20 protein-coding genes are annotated in these 17,588 nt (G+C 40.5%); 15 read left to right on the top strand and 5 right to left on the bottom strand.

Annotated elements, in window-relative coordinates:
• Positions 1-63: 63 nt before the first annotated feature.
• The 5 genes from yjbM to FFM68_RS10970 all read left to right on the top strand — a co-directional run bounded on the left by yjbM (position 64) and on the right by FFM68_RS10970 (position 4,430).
• Positions 64-729: a GTP diphosphokinase gene (gene yjbM, locus FFM68_RS10990; RefSeq protein ID WP_137619358.1), complete on the top strand. Its 666-nt coding sequence runs from the start codon at positions 64-66 to the stop codon at positions 727-729.
• Positions 701-1,504: an NAD kinase gene (locus FFM68_RS10985; RefSeq protein WP_137619357.1), complete on the top strand. Its 804-nt coding sequence runs from the start codon at positions 701-703 to the stop codon at positions 1,502-1,504. The genes yjbM and FFM68_RS10985 overlap by 29 nt, the downstream gene beginning before the upstream one ends.
• 5 nt (positions 1,505-1,509) lie before the next feature.
• Complete coding sequence (locus tag FFM68_RS10980; protein WP_137619356.1) at positions 1,510-2,403, top strand: RluA family pseudouridine synthase; 894 nt, start codon at positions 1,510-1,512, stop codon at positions 2,401-2,403.
• A 171-nt stretch (positions 2,404-2,574) separates the two neighbouring features.
• Positions 2,575-3,945, top strand: a complete 1,371-nt coding sequence (mgtE, locus tag FFM68_RS10975; protein WP_137619440.1) for a magnesium transporter — start codon at positions 2,575-2,577, stop codon at positions 3,943-3,945.
• A gap of 41 nt (positions 3,946-3,986) precedes the next feature.
• Positions 3,987-4,430, top strand: coding sequence for an NUDIX hydrolase (locus tag FFM68_RS10970; RefSeq protein WP_137619355.1), 444 nt, complete (start codon positions 3,987-3,989; stop codon positions 4,428-4,430).
• Positions 4,431-4,483: 53 nt separating this feature from the next.
• On the opposite strand, the gene FFM68_RS10965 is transcribed toward FFM68_RS10970, so the two are convergent.
• Positions 4,484-5,119 (bottom strand): copper homeostasis protein CutC, encoded by a 636-nt coding sequence (locus FFM68_RS10965; protein WP_137619354.1) that lies wholly within the window; start codon positions 5,117-5,119, stop codon positions 4,484-4,486.
• Positions 5,120-5,345: 226 nt separating this feature from the next.
• Here FFM68_RS10965 and FFM68_RS10960 point away from each other — a divergent pair, with 226 nt between their 5' ends.
• The 4 genes from FFM68_RS10960 (at position 5,346) to recD2 (ending at position 10,038) form a co-directional block, all read left to right on the top strand.
• Positions 5,346-6,173, top strand: a complete 828-nt coding sequence (locus FFM68_RS10960) for a methyltransferase domain-containing protein (RefSeq protein WP_137619353.1) — start codon at positions 5,346-5,348, stop codon at positions 6,171-6,173.
• Positions 6,174-6,413: 240 nt separating this feature from the next.
• On the top strand, positions 6,414-6,917 hold the full coding sequence (gene trmL, locus FFM68_RS10955) for a tRNA (uridine(34)/cytosine(34)/5-carboxymethylaminomethyluridine(34)-2'-O)-methyltransferase TrmL (protein ID WP_137619352.1): 504 nt from the start codon (positions 6,414-6,416) through the stop codon (positions 6,915-6,917).
• A gap of 25 nt (positions 6,918-6,942) precedes the next feature.
• The gene (locus tag FFM68_RS10950) at positions 6,943-7,596 is read left to right on the top strand and encodes a histidine phosphatase family protein (protein ID WP_137619351.1); all 654 of its coding nucleotides are present in this window, start codon (positions 6,943-6,945) and stop codon (positions 7,594-7,596) included.
• 36 nt (positions 7,597-7,632) lie between these two features.
• On the top strand, positions 7,633-10,038 hold the full coding sequence (gene recD2, locus FFM68_RS10945; RefSeq protein ID WP_137619350.1) for an SF1B family DNA helicase RecD2: 2,406 nt from the start codon (positions 7,633-7,635) through the stop codon (positions 10,036-10,038).
• A gap of 119 nt (positions 10,039-10,157) precedes the next feature.
• Here the strand turns inward: recD2 and FFM68_RS10940 are convergent, their stop codons facing one another.
• Both FFM68_RS10940 and FFM68_RS10935 read right to left on the bottom strand, forming a co-directional pair.
• Positions 10,158-11,147 (bottom strand): diacylglycerol/lipid kinase family protein, encoded by a 990-nt coding sequence (locus tag FFM68_RS10940; RefSeq protein ID WP_137619349.1) that lies wholly within the window; start codon positions 11,145-11,147, stop codon positions 10,158-10,160.
• Between the two features lie 225 nt (positions 11,148-11,372).
• Positions 11,373-11,669, bottom strand: a complete 297-nt coding sequence (locus FFM68_RS10935) for a hypothetical protein (RefSeq protein WP_137619348.1) — start codon at positions 11,667-11,669, stop codon at positions 11,373-11,375.
• Between the two features lie 191 nt (positions 11,670-11,860).
• Here FFM68_RS10935 and FFM68_RS10930 point away from each other — a divergent pair, with 191 nt between their 5' ends.
• Complete coding sequence (locus FFM68_RS10930) at positions 11,861-12,361, top strand: QueT transporter family protein (RefSeq protein WP_137619347.1); 501 nt, start codon at positions 11,861-11,863, stop codon at positions 12,359-12,361.
• Between the two features lie 36 nt (positions 12,362-12,397).
• Here FFM68_RS10930 and cbpA read toward each other — a convergent pair whose 3' ends face one another.
• The gene (gene cbpA, locus FFM68_RS10925; protein ID WP_137610023.1) at positions 12,398-13,039 is read right to left on the bottom strand and encodes a cyclic di-AMP binding protein CbpA; all 642 of its coding nucleotides are present in this window, start codon (positions 13,037-13,039) and stop codon (positions 12,398-12,400) included.
• A gap of 321 nt (positions 13,040-13,360) precedes the next feature.
• On the opposite strand from cbpA, the gene rpmG reads away from it, so the two are divergent.
• The 5 genes from rpmG (at position 13,361) to FFM68_RS10900 (ending at position 16,541) form a co-directional block, all read left to right on the top strand.
• Positions 13,361-13,513, top strand: coding sequence for a 50S ribosomal protein L33 (gene rpmG, locus FFM68_RS10920; RefSeq protein WP_137619346.1), 153 nt, complete (start codon positions 13,361-13,363; stop codon positions 13,511-13,513).
• Between the two features lie 24 nt (positions 13,514-13,537).
• A complete protein-coding gene (gene secE, locus FFM68_RS10915; protein WP_137619345.1) occupies positions 13,538-13,708 on the top strand; it encodes a preprotein translocase subunit SecE in 171 nt (56 codons plus the stop codon).
• 96 nt (positions 13,709-13,804) lie between these two features.
• Entirely contained in the window at positions 13,805-14,347 is a 543-nt protein-coding gene (nusG, locus tag FFM68_RS10910) for a transcription termination/antitermination protein NusG (protein ID WP_137603902.1), read from the top strand.
• A gap of 83 nt (positions 14,348-14,430) precedes the next feature.
• Entirely contained in the window at positions 14,431-15,291 is an 861-nt protein-coding gene (locus FFM68_RS10905) for an alpha/beta hydrolase (protein WP_137619344.1), read from the top strand.
• 152 nt (positions 15,292-15,443) lie between these two features.
• Positions 15,444-16,541, top strand: coding sequence for a lactate oxidase (locus FFM68_RS10900; RefSeq protein WP_137619343.1), 1,098 nt, complete (start codon positions 15,444-15,446; stop codon positions 16,539-16,541).
• A gap of 78 nt (positions 16,542-16,619) precedes the next feature.
• On the opposite strand, the gene sdaAA is transcribed toward FFM68_RS10900, so the two are convergent.
• Positions 16,620-17,504: an L-serine ammonia-lyase, iron-sulfur-dependent, subunit alpha gene (gene sdaAA / locus FFM68_RS10895; protein WP_137610018.1), complete on the bottom strand. Its 885-nt coding sequence runs from the start codon at positions 17,502-17,504 to the stop codon at positions 16,620-16,622.
• Positions 17,505-17,588 lie beyond the last annotated feature (84 nt).

The following is a 17,588-nucleotide window of genomic DNA, read 5'->3' as shown; positions in this document are numbered from 1 at the left end:
CTATCGAAATGAAAGTTTATGATAAGATAAGTAAGGAATGGAAATAGAAGCGGGGGATCTATAATGGAGAGAGACTGGGATACATTTCTTGCGCCTTATGAATTGGCAGTAGCTGAGTTAAAAATAAAATTACGCGGATTACGCAAACAATATCGAACGAGTGGAGAACATGTTCCGATTGAATTTGTGACCGGACGTGTTAAACCTGTAGAAAGCATCACCAACAAGGCAGAACTGCGGGGGATCCCGTTGAATCGGCTAGAAGACGAGATGTCTGATATGGCGGGAATGCGCATCATGTGTCAGTTTGTGGAAGATATTCCGCTAGTCGTAGAAATTTTACGGCGGCGAAATGATATGAAGATCATTCAAGAACGAGACTACATTACAAACCGAAAAGCCAGCGGCTATCGTTCATATCACTTAGTTATCGAATACCCTGTCCAAATGTTGGAAGGCGAAAAAAAATTACTCGCAGAAATCCAAATTCGGACATTGTCGATGAATTTTTGGGCGACTATTGAACATTCGATGAATTATAAATATAAAGGACAAATTCCTGAAGAGATCCAAAGACGTTTATTCCGTGCTGCTGAGGCGGCCTATCAATTGGACGAAGAAATGTCCAGCATTCGCGGTGAAATTCAAGAAGCGCAGCATGTATTTAATCGCAAGGAACAAAAGAAAGAAGTGGGAAAGCATGACTCTAAGGATCGGAATCATCCATAATCAAGAAGAAAAATCAATTCTAGTATTGCAACGCTTGCGGGCGTTATTAGCGGATAAAGACGATTTGGAAATCGTTGAACGGGATCCGGAACTTGTGATCACGATTGGTGGAGATGGGACATTGCTATCGGCTTTTCATCGGTACAATCATCGCTTGAATGAAGTCCGCTTTTTGGGAGTTCATACCGGTCATTTAGGCTTTTACACCGATTGGCGGGATTATGAGTTGCCAGAACTAGTTAATAGTTTGAGCGGCGAACAAGGAAAAAGTGTCAGTTATCCGTTGTTAGATGTCATTTTGACTACTCGAAGCGGTGATCAGCGGCATTTTTTAGCCTTGAATGAATCAACGATCCGCAAGGGCAGCCGTACGATGGTGGCGGATGTGTACATTAAAGAAGAATTGTTCGAACGCTTTCGCGGTGACGGCTTAGCAATCTCTACCCCAACCGGCTCGACAGCGTATAATAAGAGTGTCGGTGGAGCAGTCGTTCATCCAAGCATCAATGCGATGCAATTAGCAGAGATTGCTTCATTAAATAATCGCGTTTTTCGAACATTGGGTTCACCAAGTATCATTGGTTCTCATGAATGGATTGATGTTCGCTTAAAAAGCAATGAGGAACATTTGATTACGATCGATCAACTTGATATCATTCGAAAGGATATCGTATCGATTAAATATAGAATCGCTGATGAACGGATTCATTTCGCTTCTTATCGGCATATGCATTTCTGGCATCGGGTAAAAGATGCCTTTATTCGAGAGGATTAATTTTTGTGGAATTTAAATGGACTTATCAGGAGCAGGAAAGTTTGCTCGTACGGACGTTTCTAAAACGCCAAGGCATTTCAAAAAAATTACTAGCTAAAATTAAATTCAAGGGCGGGAAAATTTTAGTAAATGGGACCGAACAAAACGTCTTGTTTTCTTTAAAATCCCATGATATGGTAACTGTTGTGATTCCAGATGAAGAACCGCATGAGACGTTGTTAGCAGATGATGTGCCTCTCGAGGTTGTCTTTGAAGATGCGCACGTATTAGTAGTTAATAAACCAGCTGGGATTGCTTCTATCCCAGCGCAGTATCATCCGCGGGGAACGATGGCTAATCGTGTCAAAGCTTACTATGTAGCTAAAGATTATACCAACCAAGTAGTCCACGTCGTGACGCGTTTGGATCGTGATACTTCGGGTTTGATGTTGTTTGCTAAACATGGTTTTGCCCACGCGAAGTTAGATCAGAGTCTGCAAAAAAAACAGTTTATCAAAAAATATCAGGCGTTAGTCTCTGGTGAAGTAGCCGCATTAGAAAAACACGGAAATATTTCTTTACCCATCGGTCGTGATCTATCCTCATTATTAAAGCGTCAAGTGATCGAAACGGGTCAAAATGCCGAGACTGAATATTGGTTGAAAAAAAGGAATCAATCATGTGCGTTAGTGGATGTTCAATTACACACTGGCCGGACTCATCAAATTCGGGTACATTTTTCAGCAATCGGCTGCCCTTTGTTAGGCGATGATCTGTATGCCGGTGCAATGAATTTAGGAATCGAGCGGCAAGCGCTACATTGTTACTCGCTGACATTTCCGCATCCGTTTACTGGCGAAGACTTATCTTTTGAACTACCGCTAGCTGTTGATATGGAAAAAGTTGCCGAATCTATCTAGAGAAATCAAAAGACAAGCACTGATGCGAATTTTCAAAGTTGTTAGTAATAGAAAAAGGTTTAGTCAAAAAGTGAATTCAAAAATTGACTGCTGCTGATCAAAAAGATATTGAAATGAGCAGCATTGTTTTTTTGTGCAAAATAATTTATCAAAATGAGTGAGGTGAGATTGATGGATGAGAACCAAGAAGAACTAGAAAAACATTTCCAACAATTACGGGAGGAACTGGATCAGAATGATTTGCAGGCGTTTCGTGATCACTTTTTGGAGATGCATTTTTATGATCAAGGACAATTTTATCAATCTCTGAACCAAGAAGAACGGCAGCTCATGTATTCATACCTGTCGCCTAAAGAGTTGGCGGACATGTTTGATGTCATTGAAGAAGATGATGATTACGTTGATGAGTATTTGACTGAGATGCGTCCGCAATACGCTGCTGATATGTTGTCTGAGATGTATACAGATAACGCGGTGGATTTGCTAAATGAGCTGGATAAAAAACCAGTAGCGAAATACTTGAGCTTGATGGATTCTGAGCACGCCAATGAGATCCGCGACCTGCTTCATTATGAAGATGATACGGCTGGGTCTTTGATGACGACAGAGTTTGTTTCAATCGTGGCAAATCAAACCGTTCGTTCTGCCATGTATGTTTTGAAAAAGGAAGCTCAAATCGCGGAGACAATCTATTATACTTATGTCGTAAATGATGACAATCAGTTAGTAGGAGTTATCTCACTGCGTGATTTGATCATCAATGATGACGATACGATGGTCTCTGAAGTGATGAGCGAGCGGGTAATCTCAGTTCACGTGGGCGATGATCAAGAAGATGTCGCACAAACATTTCGTGACTATGACTTCCTTGCTTTGCCTGTAACAGACTATGAAGATCATTTGTTGGGAATCGTGACTGTCGATGATATCATCGATGTAATCGATGATGAAGCGGCTAGTGATTATTCCGGTTTAGCGGGGGTTAATGTCGATGAAGTCGATGAGAATCCTGTCAAAGCAGCTTCAAGACGGTTGCCGTGGCTGATTACGTTGCTGTTTTTAGGAATGACGACTGCGACATTAATCAATCATTACGAAGCGCTTGTTAGTAAAGCAAGCATTTTAGCGGTTTTTATCTCACTGATTACAGGAACTGCGGGTAATGCTGGGACCCAATCATTAGCGGTTGCCGTGCGGCGCTTAGCGATTTCTGATGACAGTGAGAAAAATTTTGGCAAGCTAGTTCTCGGTGAAATTTTGACTGGGTTAGTGACGGGTTTCGTGACAGGTATAACGATTTTTATTATTGTCGGTATTTGGAAACATAATTTTATTTTAGGCTTTGTGATTGGTGCAGCGATGATGGCAGCAATTACAGTAGCGACATTGGCCGGCAGCTGGATCCCGATGGTCATGGAGCGCTTAGGATTTGACCCGGCGGTCGCCAGCGGTCCATTTATCACCACGTTGAGTGATTTGACCAGTGTTCTGATTTATTTCAATATTGCCAGTCTCTTTATGGAACGGTTTATTGGACAATGATTGCTGATTTAAAAGACATATGCTGAAAGTAGTGAAAAATTTTGAAAAATGCTTATGCCATTATTATTCGTAATGGATTGATTTTATTGGTTCGCCGGCCAGGAATGCCTGTTTGGGATTTGCCGGGAGGTGCTCTGCTTCCAAATGAAAAGGAACGAGAGGGGATGCAGCGCTTGATCAAGGAATTGCTTTCTTTTGATAGTACTGTTGAAGATCTGATTGGTATTTATACAAAAGAGTATCACGAAGAAATCACGTATGTGTATAAAGTACAAGAAACGGTTTCGCAAAGCAGGATGGAATCGCAAGATTATGGTGCCTTCAATTTTTTTGATATCCATAATCTGCCGCTGAATATTTTCCCCGATCGGCATCGCCAAATCAAGGATTATTTGACGGGGCGTTATCCAGTTCGGTGGCGTTTTAGACAAAACCGCTGGCTTGCTCGAATCGAAAAATTTATCACTAAAAAAGGAGGGCTGTGACAAGCAATTGTCACAGCCCTTCGAGTGTAAAAAAGATCTTAATACAGTTTTTATTACTGCGCTACGATTTTTGTACCATGCAGTTCGTTTACCCCTAATGTTTGAGCGATTCGTTCGGCGTTTTCTGCGGTAATTCCTCCACCAGGCAAAATAATGATACGACCAGCTGCGTAGTCGATTAATTCTTTCAAGTGCGGCAAGGTTTCATCGATCGTGGCAGATGCTGGGCCACCATGAGTAAGAATTCGGTCGATCCCAAGACGAGCAAACCAATCGATCGTTTTAAACTGGTCTTCTTTTGAAAGTTCATCAAATGCCATGTGGAAGGTCGTCATCAAGCCTGCACTGTTGCCTAATAACATTTCCAGTGCTTCTTCATCGACTTCATTATTTTCTGTCAAACAGCCAAACACAACGCCGTCAGTTCCGGCATTTTTAGCATGAATCAAATCATTTTCCATGATTTTTAGTTCAATGTCGTTATAGACAAAATCTCCGCCGCGCGGTCGGATCATAGTCATGACAGGGATATGTTTTTCACCAGCAAAGGCTAAGACTTCTTCGATTACTCCCATGCTAGGGGTCGTACCACCGACAGCTAAGTTGTCGCATAGTTCAATCCGGCCGGCTCCTGCTTGGATCGCTTTTGGGATATCCGTATAATTTTCCGCACAAAATTCTTTAATCAAGATTCAATCCTCCAGTTTTTTTAAATCAATAGTTAAGGCAAAACGGTCTTCAATCAGAAAAATAGACAGCTCAGTGTTTGTCCAAAGCAATGTTTCAGATATGAATTTTCAGTATAAACCGTTGTATCAAACTTCAAGTGTCGCCTCGCATCTAGTTTAGCATATCTCGGTGATAGTAGGAATAGCAGAACTGTGCTATGATAATCAGCAAAAAGGAAGTGAAAAAATGCTTAAAAAAATTGAGCGGAGTGCTTTGTTTTTAGCAGAGCAGCATGAGCTGTTCAGTTGTCCAAAATGCCGCCATGAAATGATCCAACAAGAAAAAAGTTTGATTTGCGTGAACGGTCATCGCTTTGATTTGTCGAAAAAAGGTACGTTATATTTTTTAGATCACCAAATCAAGACGGACTATGACAATCAGATGTTCACGCCACGGGGACGAATGATCCGTTCAGGTATGTATCAGCCAGTCATCGAAAAAATTACTCAGCTGATTCAGACAGGGAATTTATTAGATATAGGCTGCGGCGAAGGCAGCTTCTTACAACAAATTACCCAATTAAAGAAAAATCCAGTGACGATTGGCTTTGATATTGCTAAAGAAGGGATTTACTTGGCTAGTAATCAACCAATCGAGGCTTTTTGGTGTGTCGCAGATTTAACAAACTTGCCGTTTGCTGATCAATCCTTTGATACAATCTTAAATATTTTTTCACCTTCACATTATCGTGAGTTCAAGCGTGTGTTGAAACCGGATGGGTGTGTGATCAAAGTTGTTCCGCAAACCGGATATTTGCAAGAATTGCGTGCAATCTACCATCCTGATGGCAAAGCATATTCGAATGAAGCAGTCATTCAGCGGTTTTCAGAAGAGATGACGATTGACCAGCGGGAACGAGTAACTTATGAGTTTGAGATTCCGGCAGAAAATCGTTTGGATCTGTTAGAGATGTCGCCGTTAGAATGGCAAGTCCCTGCGGAAGTTAAAGCGAATTTAGCGCAAGATCCTTTGAGGAAAATAACAATTGATGTCGAAATATTAAAAGGATATTAGAGTAATCGCTTTCATTCGGATTCATGAAAACAGAAGGTTGCATTTGTTACTTGGTGATGTTATAGTACTAACAAGTTGTTTTTCATTGGTTTTTATCAGGTTCCTGTTCTGATAAAAGTTAGTGAAAAGTGCTTCACTAACGTAGTGACTCGCCGTGCTAGACACCGAGTTGGTACGTTTTTTTTTTGTTTAAAAGCAGTTTTATGAAAATAAATCTTAAATCAGAACGAGGGAACTATCATGACAAACCATATCGTATTATTTGAACCACAGATTCCTGCTAATACAGGAAATATCGCACGGACTTGTGCGGCGACCAATTCACCGCTGCATTTGATTGAACCTCTAGGCTTTTCCACTGATGACAAACATTTGAAACGGGCGGGTCTTGATTATTGGAATGACGTGAACATCACTTATCATCAAGATTTGGCAGCCTTTTTAGAGTATTTAGGCAATCAACCGTTGCACTTGATTACAAAATTTGCCAATGCAACGTATTCAGAAATTGATTATACTGAAGGTGATCATTTCTTTATGTTTGGAAAAGAGACAACGGGACTGCCGGAAGAATTTATGCGGGAAAACGAAGAAAAGTGTTTACGTATTCCAATGAATGATGAACATGTTCGTTCATTGAATCTTTCCAATACCGTTGCATTAGTCGTTTATGAAGCACTGCGCCAACAAGATTTCCCACAGTTGGATTTGACGCATCATTATGAACACGATAAATTAGACTAAATAAAGGACTTGGAGAGAAAATTTTATGAAACTTTACTTTACGCGTCACGGCAAGACTCGTTGGAATCAAGAGAAACGTTTCCAAGGGATGATGGGGGATTCTCCGTTGTTGCCGGAAAGTTTAGCGGCGATCAAAGCTTTAGGAAATGAATTGAAAGACATTCCTTTTGAAAAAATTTATACCAGTAGTTTGAAGCGGGCGTATCTGACTGCTGAAGGAATCAATAAACAGCTGGTGCAGCCGGCTGAGATCGTTCGTTCAGAAGACTTGCGAGAACTTGGCTTAGGAACTTTAGAAGGACAGCTGATCCCAGTGATCATGGAACGTTATCCAGAGGATATGGTAAATTTGCGGCATCACTTGGACTTGTACGATCCAACTCCTTTTGAGGGGGAAAAAATTGAAGATATGTTGAAGCGAATCAATGACTTAGTAGAAAAAGCGGTAGCTGAAGCTCAAACTGGACCGCTACTTTTCGTTGGGCATGGGGCCGCATTGACTGCGGCAGTTCAAGCATTGACAGGCAAATCTTTAGGTGAACTGCGCGCGATGGGTGGGTTGTTCAATAACAGCTTGACCATTTTAGAAGCGGACAATAAACCACCGTATAAATTGATCCAATGGAACGACGTCAGCTTTTTAGAAGGAATTGGGCCTAAACCTGATTCATTGCTTTAGTCAGCACTGACTATTTTAGAAAGGAGGAGCGGCAAAATGCCAGATGAACAGTTATATATTGTAGGGACTTTAAAAGTAATCTTTTTTCAAAACCCCAGCAATTTTTACAAAGTTATGCTGATCAAAATCAGTGAGACGAACAGCGATTATCTTGAACAGGAAATTGTTGTCACTGGTAGTTTTGGTGATATGCAAGAAGATGAAGATTATCGTTTCTTGGGGCATTTTGTAGAGCATCCTCGATACGGCAAACAATTTTTAGTTGAAAGCTATGAGCAGGCGCATCCGACTTCGGCCAATGGTTTGATCAATTATCTTTCAAGTGAGAAGTTTCCAGGTATTGGGAAAAAAACGGCTGAAAAAATCATTGAAGTTTTAGGTGAAGAAGCGATTGATCAGATCATGGAAAATCCTGCTGTATTAGCCAAAATTCCTAACTTGAATCCTAAAAAACAAAAAGTAATCGTCGATACTATTCGTCAGAATCATGGAATGGAACAGATCATCGTTGGGTTGAGCCGTTACGGCTTTGGTAGTCAACTTTCATTTGCTATTTTTCAAACTTATCGAAATGAAGCATTAGAAGTGATCGCAGAAAACCCTTACCAATTGGTCGAAGATATTGAAGGAATTGGGTTTAAAAAGGCTGATAGTTTAGCCGAGCAGTTGGGAATCAAAGCAGACAGCCCACAACGGATACGAGCGGCAATTTTTCATCAAGTCAATGAAGATGCCAATCAAAGCGGCGATACTTATGTCGAAGCACAACAGCTGTTGACAGAAGTCTTGCAGCTTTTAGAGACCACACGGCCGGTTGAAATTGCACCGGATCAGATCGCTACTATGATCATCCAACTGGTGGAAGAAGAAAAAATCCAACAAGAAGCGACGAAAATTTATGAAAATACCTTGTTTTATAGTGAATGGGGAATCGCCGCTTCGATCGAACGGTTATTGGCACGAAAAAAAGAAATCAATTATCCGCAAGAGACGATTGCAAAAAAATTACGTATGATCGAGAAACAATTAAAGATCACTTATGGCGACTCGCAAGATCAAGCAATCAAGGAAGCAATTCGTTCGCCGCTATTTATTTTGACAGGTGGACCCGGAACCGGAAAAACTACAGTTATCAATGGAATTGTTAAATTATTTGCCGAATTAAATGATTTGTCGTTAGATCCGAAAGATTATACAAACGCGATTTTTCCGATTCTTTTGGCGGCACCGACAGGACGCGCCGCAAAACGGATGAATGAAACAACCGGATTGCCGGCTAGTACGATCCATCGATTGTTAGGGTTAAATGCAAATGATGATACACCGGATATCGAGGCTAAGGAATTGGATGGTGGGTTACTGATCGTTGATGAGATGTCAATGGTCGATACCTGGTTAGCAAATACGTTGTTAAAATCAATTCCGGATAATATGCAAGTGATTTTTGTCGGTGATAAAGATCAGCTGCCTTCAGTTGGTCCAGGACAAGTTTTCCATGATTTATTGCAGATCGAAGATATTCCTAAGATGGAGTTGACGGATATTTACCGCCAAGGGGATGGTTCATCGATTATTCCATTGGCTCACGAAATCAAAGACGGCAAACTGCCAAAAGATTTCCATCAAAATCAAAAGGATCGCTCATTTATTGCTTGTCACGCTTTTCAAATGGAAGAGGTCATCAAACAAGTCGTCGAACGGGCAAAGAAAAAAGGATTCACTGCACAAGACGTCCAAGTATTGGCACCGATGTACCGTGGGCCGGCGGGGATTGATGCCATCAATAAAATGATGCAGGAAATTTTTAATCCCAACGATGGACGTAAAAAAGAAGTTCAGTGGAACGATGTTGTCTATCGAATCGGGGATAAAGTTTTGCAGCTGGTCAATAATCCGGAACTGAATGTTTTTAACGGCGATATGGGAATGATCGTCGGAATCATTCCGGCAAAAGAATCAGAGGATAAAGTAGATGAGCTGGTTATTCAATTTGACAGCAATGAAGTCAGTTATAAACGTTCAGAGTGGAATAAGATCAAACTTTCTTACTGCTGTTCGATCCACAAGGCACAAGGCAGCGAGTTCAAGATGGTGCTTTTGCCAATGGTTAAACAGTATTCGCGAATGCTGCAGCGCAATTTGCTATATACAGCAGTGACTCGGAGCAAGGATCTGCTAATTTTATTAGGAGAAGAAGAAGCATTTCAAGTCTGTGTTGATCGAGAATCTGCTGTTCGAAAGACTACGTTGATTGAACGTATCACGACAAAAGGTGCAGAAATTGCTCCAGTTCCGCCAAAAAAAGAACCCTTTAAGAATTTTGAAGAGAAAGCACAACCAGCAATAAATGAACCGACTATTTTAACGCCAAAATTAATCGCGGCTCAAACCATTGATCCAATGATCGGAATGGAAGAGACCACCCCGCTGATGTTTATGTAAGGAAAAAAATCAGCCAAGATACTATGCCAAAAAAGAATTTTTCAACTTAGGCAGATAGTTGAGCATATAGATAAACCGATCAATATCGAAAAAAAGGACCGAAAAATAAATCCGTAGATTTATTTTTCGGTCCTTTTGTCTGCATACCAAATGTATTGTGTTGCAGTAGAGAAATTCATATCAAAAGATCGTTCTCCCATGCTTTCGCCATCAGCCTGTCCATATTGTGGGATAACAGAAACTATCCGGATCCGACTGCTAGTGTAATGTTGATAATGCTTATTTTGGGTATGCTTTTTTTGTAAAAGTTGAATCAAGAAACGTAAGATTGCAGGTAAATTGGGTTTTTCCACAACGACTAGATCAATCATGTCTTTTTTTGGATCAGCCATCGGTGCAATTGCAATGCCGCCGCCAAAATAAGGAACATTCGTAGTCGTGCATAAAAAAGTCCGCTCAAAATTCAAAGTCTTACCATTCAACTCAACAAGAATTGGGAACGTTTTTTGGGTAAAAATTGCTTTTACCAAGTGTAAGGCATAAGAAGCAGATCCTAATCGATACTTGTTCAAGAGTTTTTTTGAAGAAGAGGCATTTGTTGCTGCGACGATCAAGGCATCCAGGCCAATACCGACATTGTTCAAAACAACACCTCGTTCTTCACGAATCTTTTCTTCGTAACGGAATGTATTAATCGGTTGGGGCTTTTCTGCTGAAATAATCTGTTCAAACGCTTTTTCTGGATCACGGGACAAACCGATGCCGCGGGCAAAATCATTTCCCGAACCAGCAGGAATATAACTGACAGGAAGCTGCCGATCCAACGCGTAGAATTGATTGACGACCTCATGCAATGTCCCATCTCCACCAATCACCACCAATAGGTGAAATGAACGATCAACATGCTCTTGTTCGCTAGTTGCTGACCAAGGACTTAGCAAATCAATAATCCGCTCAACAATCACCCGTTCATCGCCGGGATTTTCTGTGTAATAAGGGGTATATATGTAATCACCGTTATCAAGTAACTGAATAATTGTTTCTGCTGTTTTTGCTGCATTGCCGCTACCGGCTGCAGGATTGATTAAAATATGATAATGAAACTTCATGACCTCTATCCTTTCAAAAAACGATTATAACAGAGTGAGAAGAGGAACAGTAGAATATTGGATCATTTTTTTTATAAATAATAAATGGAAGTAATCGTGGGCTTACGGTCTCTTGTCGATAACTAACCCGCCTTTTAAGCCAGTTAGCTTAAGAAATAAAGCGGCTGGCTTAAAAGGCGGGTTGTTAGTTTATCTTCAGAGCTGTTGGATAATCAAAAGGAGCCATTATGATTTTTTTGTTTTTTGGATAAACCAATCAATAATTTTTTTATCATAATTTGTGGCTTCGAAGTCTTTGTTGATGATAACGGGCTGGTTCTGTTCGATCTGTACAACAAGTTTTCCCCACAGATAAAGAGAGGCATGTGTATCTGTGTGTTTGATTTTGTATTTTTCAATCAACGGTGCACGAGTGCTGCAGCACCCGTAATTTCCGGGAGTCCATCGATCTTTGATGACTGCTTCACCGTCTTGTTGTGCCTGGCTGTATAGTTGTTCTAATTCATTATCGATCCCTAACATGACTGATCGCCTTTCTTTCCATAAAATCAATTTGATAAAACAATTGTATCACCTAAAGCCTAAAAAATTCAATTTTGCCAAACTTGATCGACCGGTTGACTTACTTATTAAAACAACGTATGCTTTAATGGATTTACAGCGGTTCATCAACCATCCCGCTTTAAAAAAACTCGGAGAAAGAAGGAATATTCATGAATATGGTCGAAAGAAGTCGGGTCAATGTTGTAGTGACAAATGGAATCATCATGGCGCTTTATTTGGCTTTGACAATTTTAGTTTCACCGGTAGCATCTGGGGCTATCCAATTTCGAATCTCAGAAAGTTTGAATCATCTTGTCGTTTTTAACCGAAAATATCTATGGGGAATCTTTGGCGGAGTCGTCGTTTATAACGCAATCTTTGGTATGGGGTGGCTCGATGTTGTTTTTGGCGGCGGGCAGACGCTTTTAGCATTGGCTTTAACGGCGTTAGTGCAAAATACTATTAAAAATGTAAAGATTCGTTTAGCTCTGAATGTTGTATTTTTCAGCGTAAGTATGTTTTTGATCGCGCTGATGTTGAATTTAACAGCACAGCTGCCATTTTGGCCGACGTATGGTTGGACAGCATTGAGTGAAGCAATCATTATGACGATCTCAGCACCGATCATGTACTATTTAAATACACGATTAAATTTTGCAAAACAAATATAAAAATGGCGGTCCTAATACTATAGGATCGCCATTTTTTTAATCATGTAACGTTAGTGATTCGACTTCTTGGATCTCAAAATGTTTGCGTTCAAGATAATCGATGATTTGATTCAACTTGTTTTCATCCACACCCGCAGGTAAAGTGAATAGGGTGCGGCGGCCTTTGAAATCTTTGCCGACATCTAACGTGATACAACTTGCGATGGGAGTAAACTTGGAGATGATCTTAGCCATCGCTGCTAGATCACCTCGTTTTCCAGCTGAAACGATCGTTAATACGTAACTGCCGGTTTGGATATTCCAAGATTGCGACAGCATGTTCAATAACGTACTGTGCGTCAGGATACCATAGAAATGATGATTCTCATCTAAAACGGTAATATAGGGCAATTCTTTGATCGTAAAAAAGATTTTAAAGAACGAAGTGTCTAGTGAAATAAATTTTGTTGCATTTTTCAGCAAATGGGTGACTGGCAGGTCCATGTCGCCGCCATTGGCTTTGTGTCGGTAAATATGCATCTTGTAAATATTGCCTCGGAAAATTTGATTACTTTCATCAAGGATCGGAACACAACGGAAGCCGGTACCTTCTAAAATGTCCAATGCTTCTTGTAATGTCGTTGATTCATTGATCGTCGTCAAATTCTCTTTGGGGTAAATAAGACTTTTTAATAACATCCAATAACCCTCCAATAAAGCTATTCATTCTTTCATCATATTATCATATTCTATTGGAGAAAGAAATTTATTTTAGAAACAATTCCAAGCATATAACCATTTATTAAAGAAAAGGGACGAGGATGAAAGGAAGATTGACAGGAAAAAGGATAGATGATAATGTAAGTCTGTGACTTTGCGAAAGTATCGATTCTACCTTTTACAAATGACAGTTCTTGAGCTGTAGCGAAGGTCTTGGATCAAAAAAAGCAAGCGCCAAGTTATATAGTATGAATTTCAGTTTTATTATAAAAATTCTATCAGAATTAGGAGTAGATCGCTATGGCAGCAAAAAAAGCGGCTCTGGCCTGTATGGTCTGTGGTTCGAGAAATTACACGAAATCAGTAAGTGAAGGCAAACGCGGTGAGCGTTTAGAGATCAATAAGTTTTGTAAACATTGTAATCAATACACGTTACATAAAGAAACAAAATAACTACCGAACTAGGGGGAGAATCGATTGAATTTTTTACGTAGTGTAAAAGAAGAAATGAAGATCGTCACATGGCCTTCGAGAAAACAATTGCGCCATGATTCGCTTGTTGTAATCGAAACGGCGATTATTTTTGCCTTGATGTTTTTCATCATGGATACAGCAATTCAAGCGCTGATCAATTTGGTCATTCGCTAGTAGCCAATTCGAAAAAAGCGTGTTATACTGTTTGAGAGAAAAAACCTTGGGATTGCTGAGGTTTTTTTATTTTAGAACGAGGAGCCGATGACGAAAATGGAATCTTTTGAAAAACAATGGTATGTGCTGCATACTTATTCCGGCTATGAAAACAAAGTAAAAGCGAACTTAGAATCACGTGCACAAAGTATGCGAATGGAAGACTATATCTTTCGAGTAGTTGTCCCTGAAGAAACTGAAACAGAGGTCAAAGGCGGCAAAGAGAAAGAAATCGTCCACAAAACATTTCCTGGCTATGTATTAGTAGAAATGGTCATGACAGATGACTCTTGGTATGTTGTTCGTAATACACCAGGTGTGACAGGATTCGTTGGCTCTCATGGCGCCGGAAGCAAACCAGCACCATTGATGCCAGAAGAAATCAATCATATCTTGCGTTCATTAGGAATGAGTACTCGTCAACACGAGCTTGAAGTTGAAGTAGGCGAAACAGTGAAAATTATTGAAGGTGCCTTTGCAGGACTTGAAGGTGTGATCACTGAAATCGATGAAGAGCGTGATAAGATCAAAGCTAACATCGATATGTTCGGTCGTGAAACAAGTACAGAATTAGACTTTGATCAAGTTGATAAAATTTAATTTACTAAGCTGAAGCTGCTGCTTCAGCTTTTTTTGACTAGTACTGCTGGCGAAGTTTTTAGAAGAAGGTAGGAAATGGCAAGATGAAAAAAATAGTTATGGGTCTTTTTGTGATAATGGCCATTTTTACACTGGCTGGTTGCGGCAAAGGGCAGGTAAAAGCGGCAAAACATGTCGAGGAAGCAAAAACAACCAAAGTCAGCGAAGACATCAATCACAGTTCAGTGCCGACAGTTTTTATCCACGGTTATGGCGGTACAATCAATTCTTTTGGCGGAATGATCCAACGTTTAACTGACGAAGGAAAAACGAAAAGAGAATTGTTGATCACTGTGCAAACAGATGGCAGCTTGCAAGTTGACGGTCAATTAAGTAAACAAAAAGACAATCCTAGTGTTCAAGTGTTGTTTGCGGCTAATAAAGACAATGAATGGAATCAAACGGAATGGGTCTATACTGTCTTAAACTATTTAAAACAACAAGGAGTCGAACAAATCAACTTAGTCGGTCATTCGATGGGCGGCGTCAGTTCATTGCGCTATTTGACTACTTATGGACAACCAAATGATGCGCCAGTCATCAATAAGTTTATTGCTATTGGCGCTCCGTTCAATGATTTTACTGACACGGCGAATGAACAATCAATCGAAGAACTGTTGCAAAATGGACCTTCCTCACAAGCAAGCCGTTATCTAGATTATAATAATGGAATAGAAAATGTACCGAACAAGTTGCCAATTTTATTATTAGCTGGGAAATTAAGTGAAGATACCACTTCTGATGGTACCGTCTCGTTATCGAGTGCGTTAGCAACGTATTCGTTATTAAAAAATCATGGGAATCCGATCGAATACCAGATTTTTACAGGAGCCAATGCGCAACACAGTCAGCTCCACGAAAATCTAAAAGTTGATCAAGCAGTTGCCGATTTTTTATGGAAATAGCTATCTTTGATGTTACGGTTCTATAAAAAAATACCTAATTGTTCGATAAATAGTCTAGCTATTCTTTCACTAATTTGGAAGACAAATCACTTGCTTACTTTTTGTAAGAGTATTATGATAGTCCATGTAATCAAAGGAAAGAAGGAATTGTCATGGCTTATCAAACAAGTAATGAAGAACATCCAATCGACATCGTAAACATCGCTTCATTAGAAGGACGCGTCAAAGAACGTATGGATAAAGGTGCGTTCGGTTATATTCGCGGCGGTTCTGAAGACGAATGGACAATGAAAGAAAATACAACTTCATTTAATCATAAAACAATCATGCCTCGTGTATTACGCGGCGTCGATCATGCTGATTTAAGTACGAAATTATGGGATATTGATCTAGATACTCCAATTATTCAAGCACCATCTGCTGCACAAGGCTTGGCGCATGAAAAAGGCGAGGCAGATACAGCGAAAGGTGTTGCTGCAGCTGGTTCAATTTTCTCGATCAGTACGTATGCAAATACAACAGTTGAAGATGCGGCGGCTGCCGCTCCCAATGCTCCGCAATTTTTCCAATTGTATATGAGCAAAGATGACGGCTTCAATGAATTTATTTTAGAAAAAGCGGTGAAAGCTGGAGCGAAAGCAATCATCTTGACGGCTGATTCAACGCTTGGTGGGTATCGCGAAGAAGATGTCATCAATAACTTCCAATTCCCACTACCAATGCCGAACTTAGCGGCTTACAGCGAAAAAAGTGCGAGTGGCGATGGTGAAGGAAAAGGGATCGGAGAAATCTATGCAGCGGCTAAACAAGGTTTGGTTCCTGAAGATATCAAGAAAATCAAAGATTTAACAAACTTACCAGTTTTTGTTAAAGGAATCCAATCCCCAGAAGATGCCGAAGTTGCGATTGCTGCTGGAGCAGATGGTATTTGGATCTCAAATCATGGCGGTCGTCAATTGGATGGTGGACCTGCATCATTCGACGTATTGCCAATGATCGCGGGTGTCGTAAACAAACGTGTCCCAATCGTCTTTGACAGCGGCGTACGGCGTGGTGAACATGTCTTTAAGGCTTTAGCTAGCGGAGCAGACTTAGTTGCCATTGGTCGACCAGTTATTTACGGATTAAATCTAGGCGGGGCAGAAGGGGTAAAATCAGTCTTTGATCATTTGAACAAAGAACTTTCTATCACCATGCAACTTGCTGGAACGAAGACGATCGATGAAGTAAAAAATACAAAGTTATCCTAAATAAGAATAAAAAAACCGTCAAGAGAATTTTTCTTGACGGTTTTTTGCTGTAGAGCAGAATAAAATTTTTTGATCTATTTAGACGGTCGCTTTTTCTGGTTCACCAAAAACTTGTTTTTGCAGGCGTAGTCCAGTTGGTGTCGTTGCGACACCGCCTTCAGCCGTTTCTTTGAAGATTTGTGGCATTGCGCGGCCAACTTTGTACATCGCTTCAACCACTTCATCTGGTGGAATCACGCTGCGAATACCAGCTAGCGCCATATCTGCTGAGATGAATGCTTGAGACGCGCCCATTGCATTCCGTTTGACACAAGGCACTTCGACCAATCCAGCTACAGGATCGCAAATCAAGCCCATAACGTTTTTCAAAGTAATCGCTAAGGCATTAGAAGCCATTTCTGGCGTTCCGCCATTTGCTGCAACTAAAGCTGCGGCTGACATTGCACTGGCTGAACCAACTTCGGCTTGACAGCCGCCTTCAGCACCAGAAATGGATGCGTTGTTAGCCATCACTAGACCAAAGGCACCTGCGGTAAATAGAAAATCAATTTGTTCTTCATGGCTAAGATTCAATTTTTCACGAGCTGCCATTAAAACACCGGGTAAAACACCGGCACTCCCAGCAGTAGGTGTAGCACAGACTAAGCCCATCTTAGCATTGACTTCATTGACAGCGATTCCGTTGCGAACAGCAGTCAAAATCGTTTCGCCGCTCATGAATTTTCCGCTTTCAATATAATCATTCATTCGTTTAGCGTCGCCGCCAGTGATCTTAGTAACTGAAGTGACGCCTTTAACGCCTTCTTCGATCGAATTTTCCATTACTTCTAAATTACGTTCCATCAACGCAATGATTTCTTCGCGGTTGCGGTCAGTCAATTCCATTTCAGTCGCGATCATCAATTCGCCTACTGAAGGATAATCCTTGGCTTGTTCAACAAGTTCTTGGATCGAGTAAAACATGACAATTCCTCCTCATTCGTATTCATGTAAGAATCTTTTTATTAAAAAGTTTTCTGATAAAGTCATTTCATTATCTTTTGGTGG

It is taken from the genome of Enterococcus xiangfangensis (genome assembly GCF_005405365.1).
Classification (GTDB): domain Bacteria; phylum Bacillota; class Bacilli; order Lactobacillales; family Enterococcaceae; genus Enterococcus_A; species Enterococcus_A xiangfangensis.
This window is presented reverse-complemented; position numbering and strand designations above follow the sequence as displayed.

Bases quoted from the DNA above. Each gene is read 5' to 3' on its own strand.
- cbpA (WP_137610023.1), bottom strand. From the start codon at position 13,039: ATGTTATTAAAAAGTCTTATTTACCCCAAAGAGAATTTGACGACGATC.
- mgtE (WP_137619440.1), top strand. From the start codon at position 2,575: ATGGATGAGAACCAAGAAGAACTAGAAAAACATTTCCAACAATTACGG.
- recD2 (WP_137619350.1), top strand. From the start codon at position 7,633: ATGCCAGATGAACAGTTATATATTGTAGGGACTTTAAAAGTAATCTTT.
- FFM68_RS10930 (WP_137619347.1), top strand. From the start codon at position 11,861: ATGAATATGGTCGAAAGAAGTCGGGTCAATGTTGTAGTGACAAATGGA.
- FFM68_RS10950 (WP_137619351.1), top strand. From the start codon at position 6,943: ATGAAACTTTACTTTACGCGTCACGGCAAGACTCGTTGGAATCAAGAG.
- rpmG (WP_137619346.1), top strand. From the start codon at position 13,361: ATGGCAGCAAAAAAAGCGGCTCTGGCCTGTATGGTCTGTGGTTCGAGA.
- sdaAA (WP_137610018.1), bottom strand. From the start codon at position 17,504: ATGTTTTACTCGATCCAAGAACTTGTTGAACAAGCCAAGGATTATCCT.
- trmL (WP_137619352.1), top strand. From the start codon at position 6,414: ATGACAAACCATATCGTATTATTTGAACCACAGATTCCTGCTAATACA.
- FFM68_RS10940 (WP_137619349.1), bottom strand. From the start codon at position 11,147: ATGAAGTTTCATTATCATATTTTAATCAATCCTGCAGCCGGTAGCGGC.
- FFM68_RS10985 (WP_137619357.1), top strand. From the start codon at position 701: ATGACTCTAAGGATCGGAATCATCCATAATCAAGAAGAAAAATCAATT.
- FFM68_RS10935 (WP_137619348.1), bottom strand. From the start codon at position 11,669: ATGTTAGGGATCGATAATGAATTAGAACAACTATACAGCCAGGCACAA.
- nusG (WP_137603902.1), top strand. From the start codon at position 13,805: ATGGAATCTTTTGAAAAACAATGGTATGTGCTGCATACTTATTCCGGC.
- FFM68_RS10960 (WP_137619353.1), top strand. From the start codon at position 5,346: ATGCTTAAAAAAATTGAGCGGAGTGCTTTGTTTTTAGCAGAGCAGCAT.
- FFM68_RS10905 (WP_137619344.1), top strand. From the start codon at position 14,431: ATGAAAAAAATAGTTATGGGTCTTTTTGTGATAATGGCCATTTTTACA.
- yjbM (WP_137619358.1), top strand. From the start codon at position 64: ATGGAGAGAGACTGGGATACATTTCTTGCGCCTTATGAATTGGCAGTA.
- FFM68_RS10900 (WP_137619343.1), top strand. From the start codon at position 15,444: ATGGCTTATCAAACAAGTAATGAAGAACATCCAATCGACATCGTAAAC.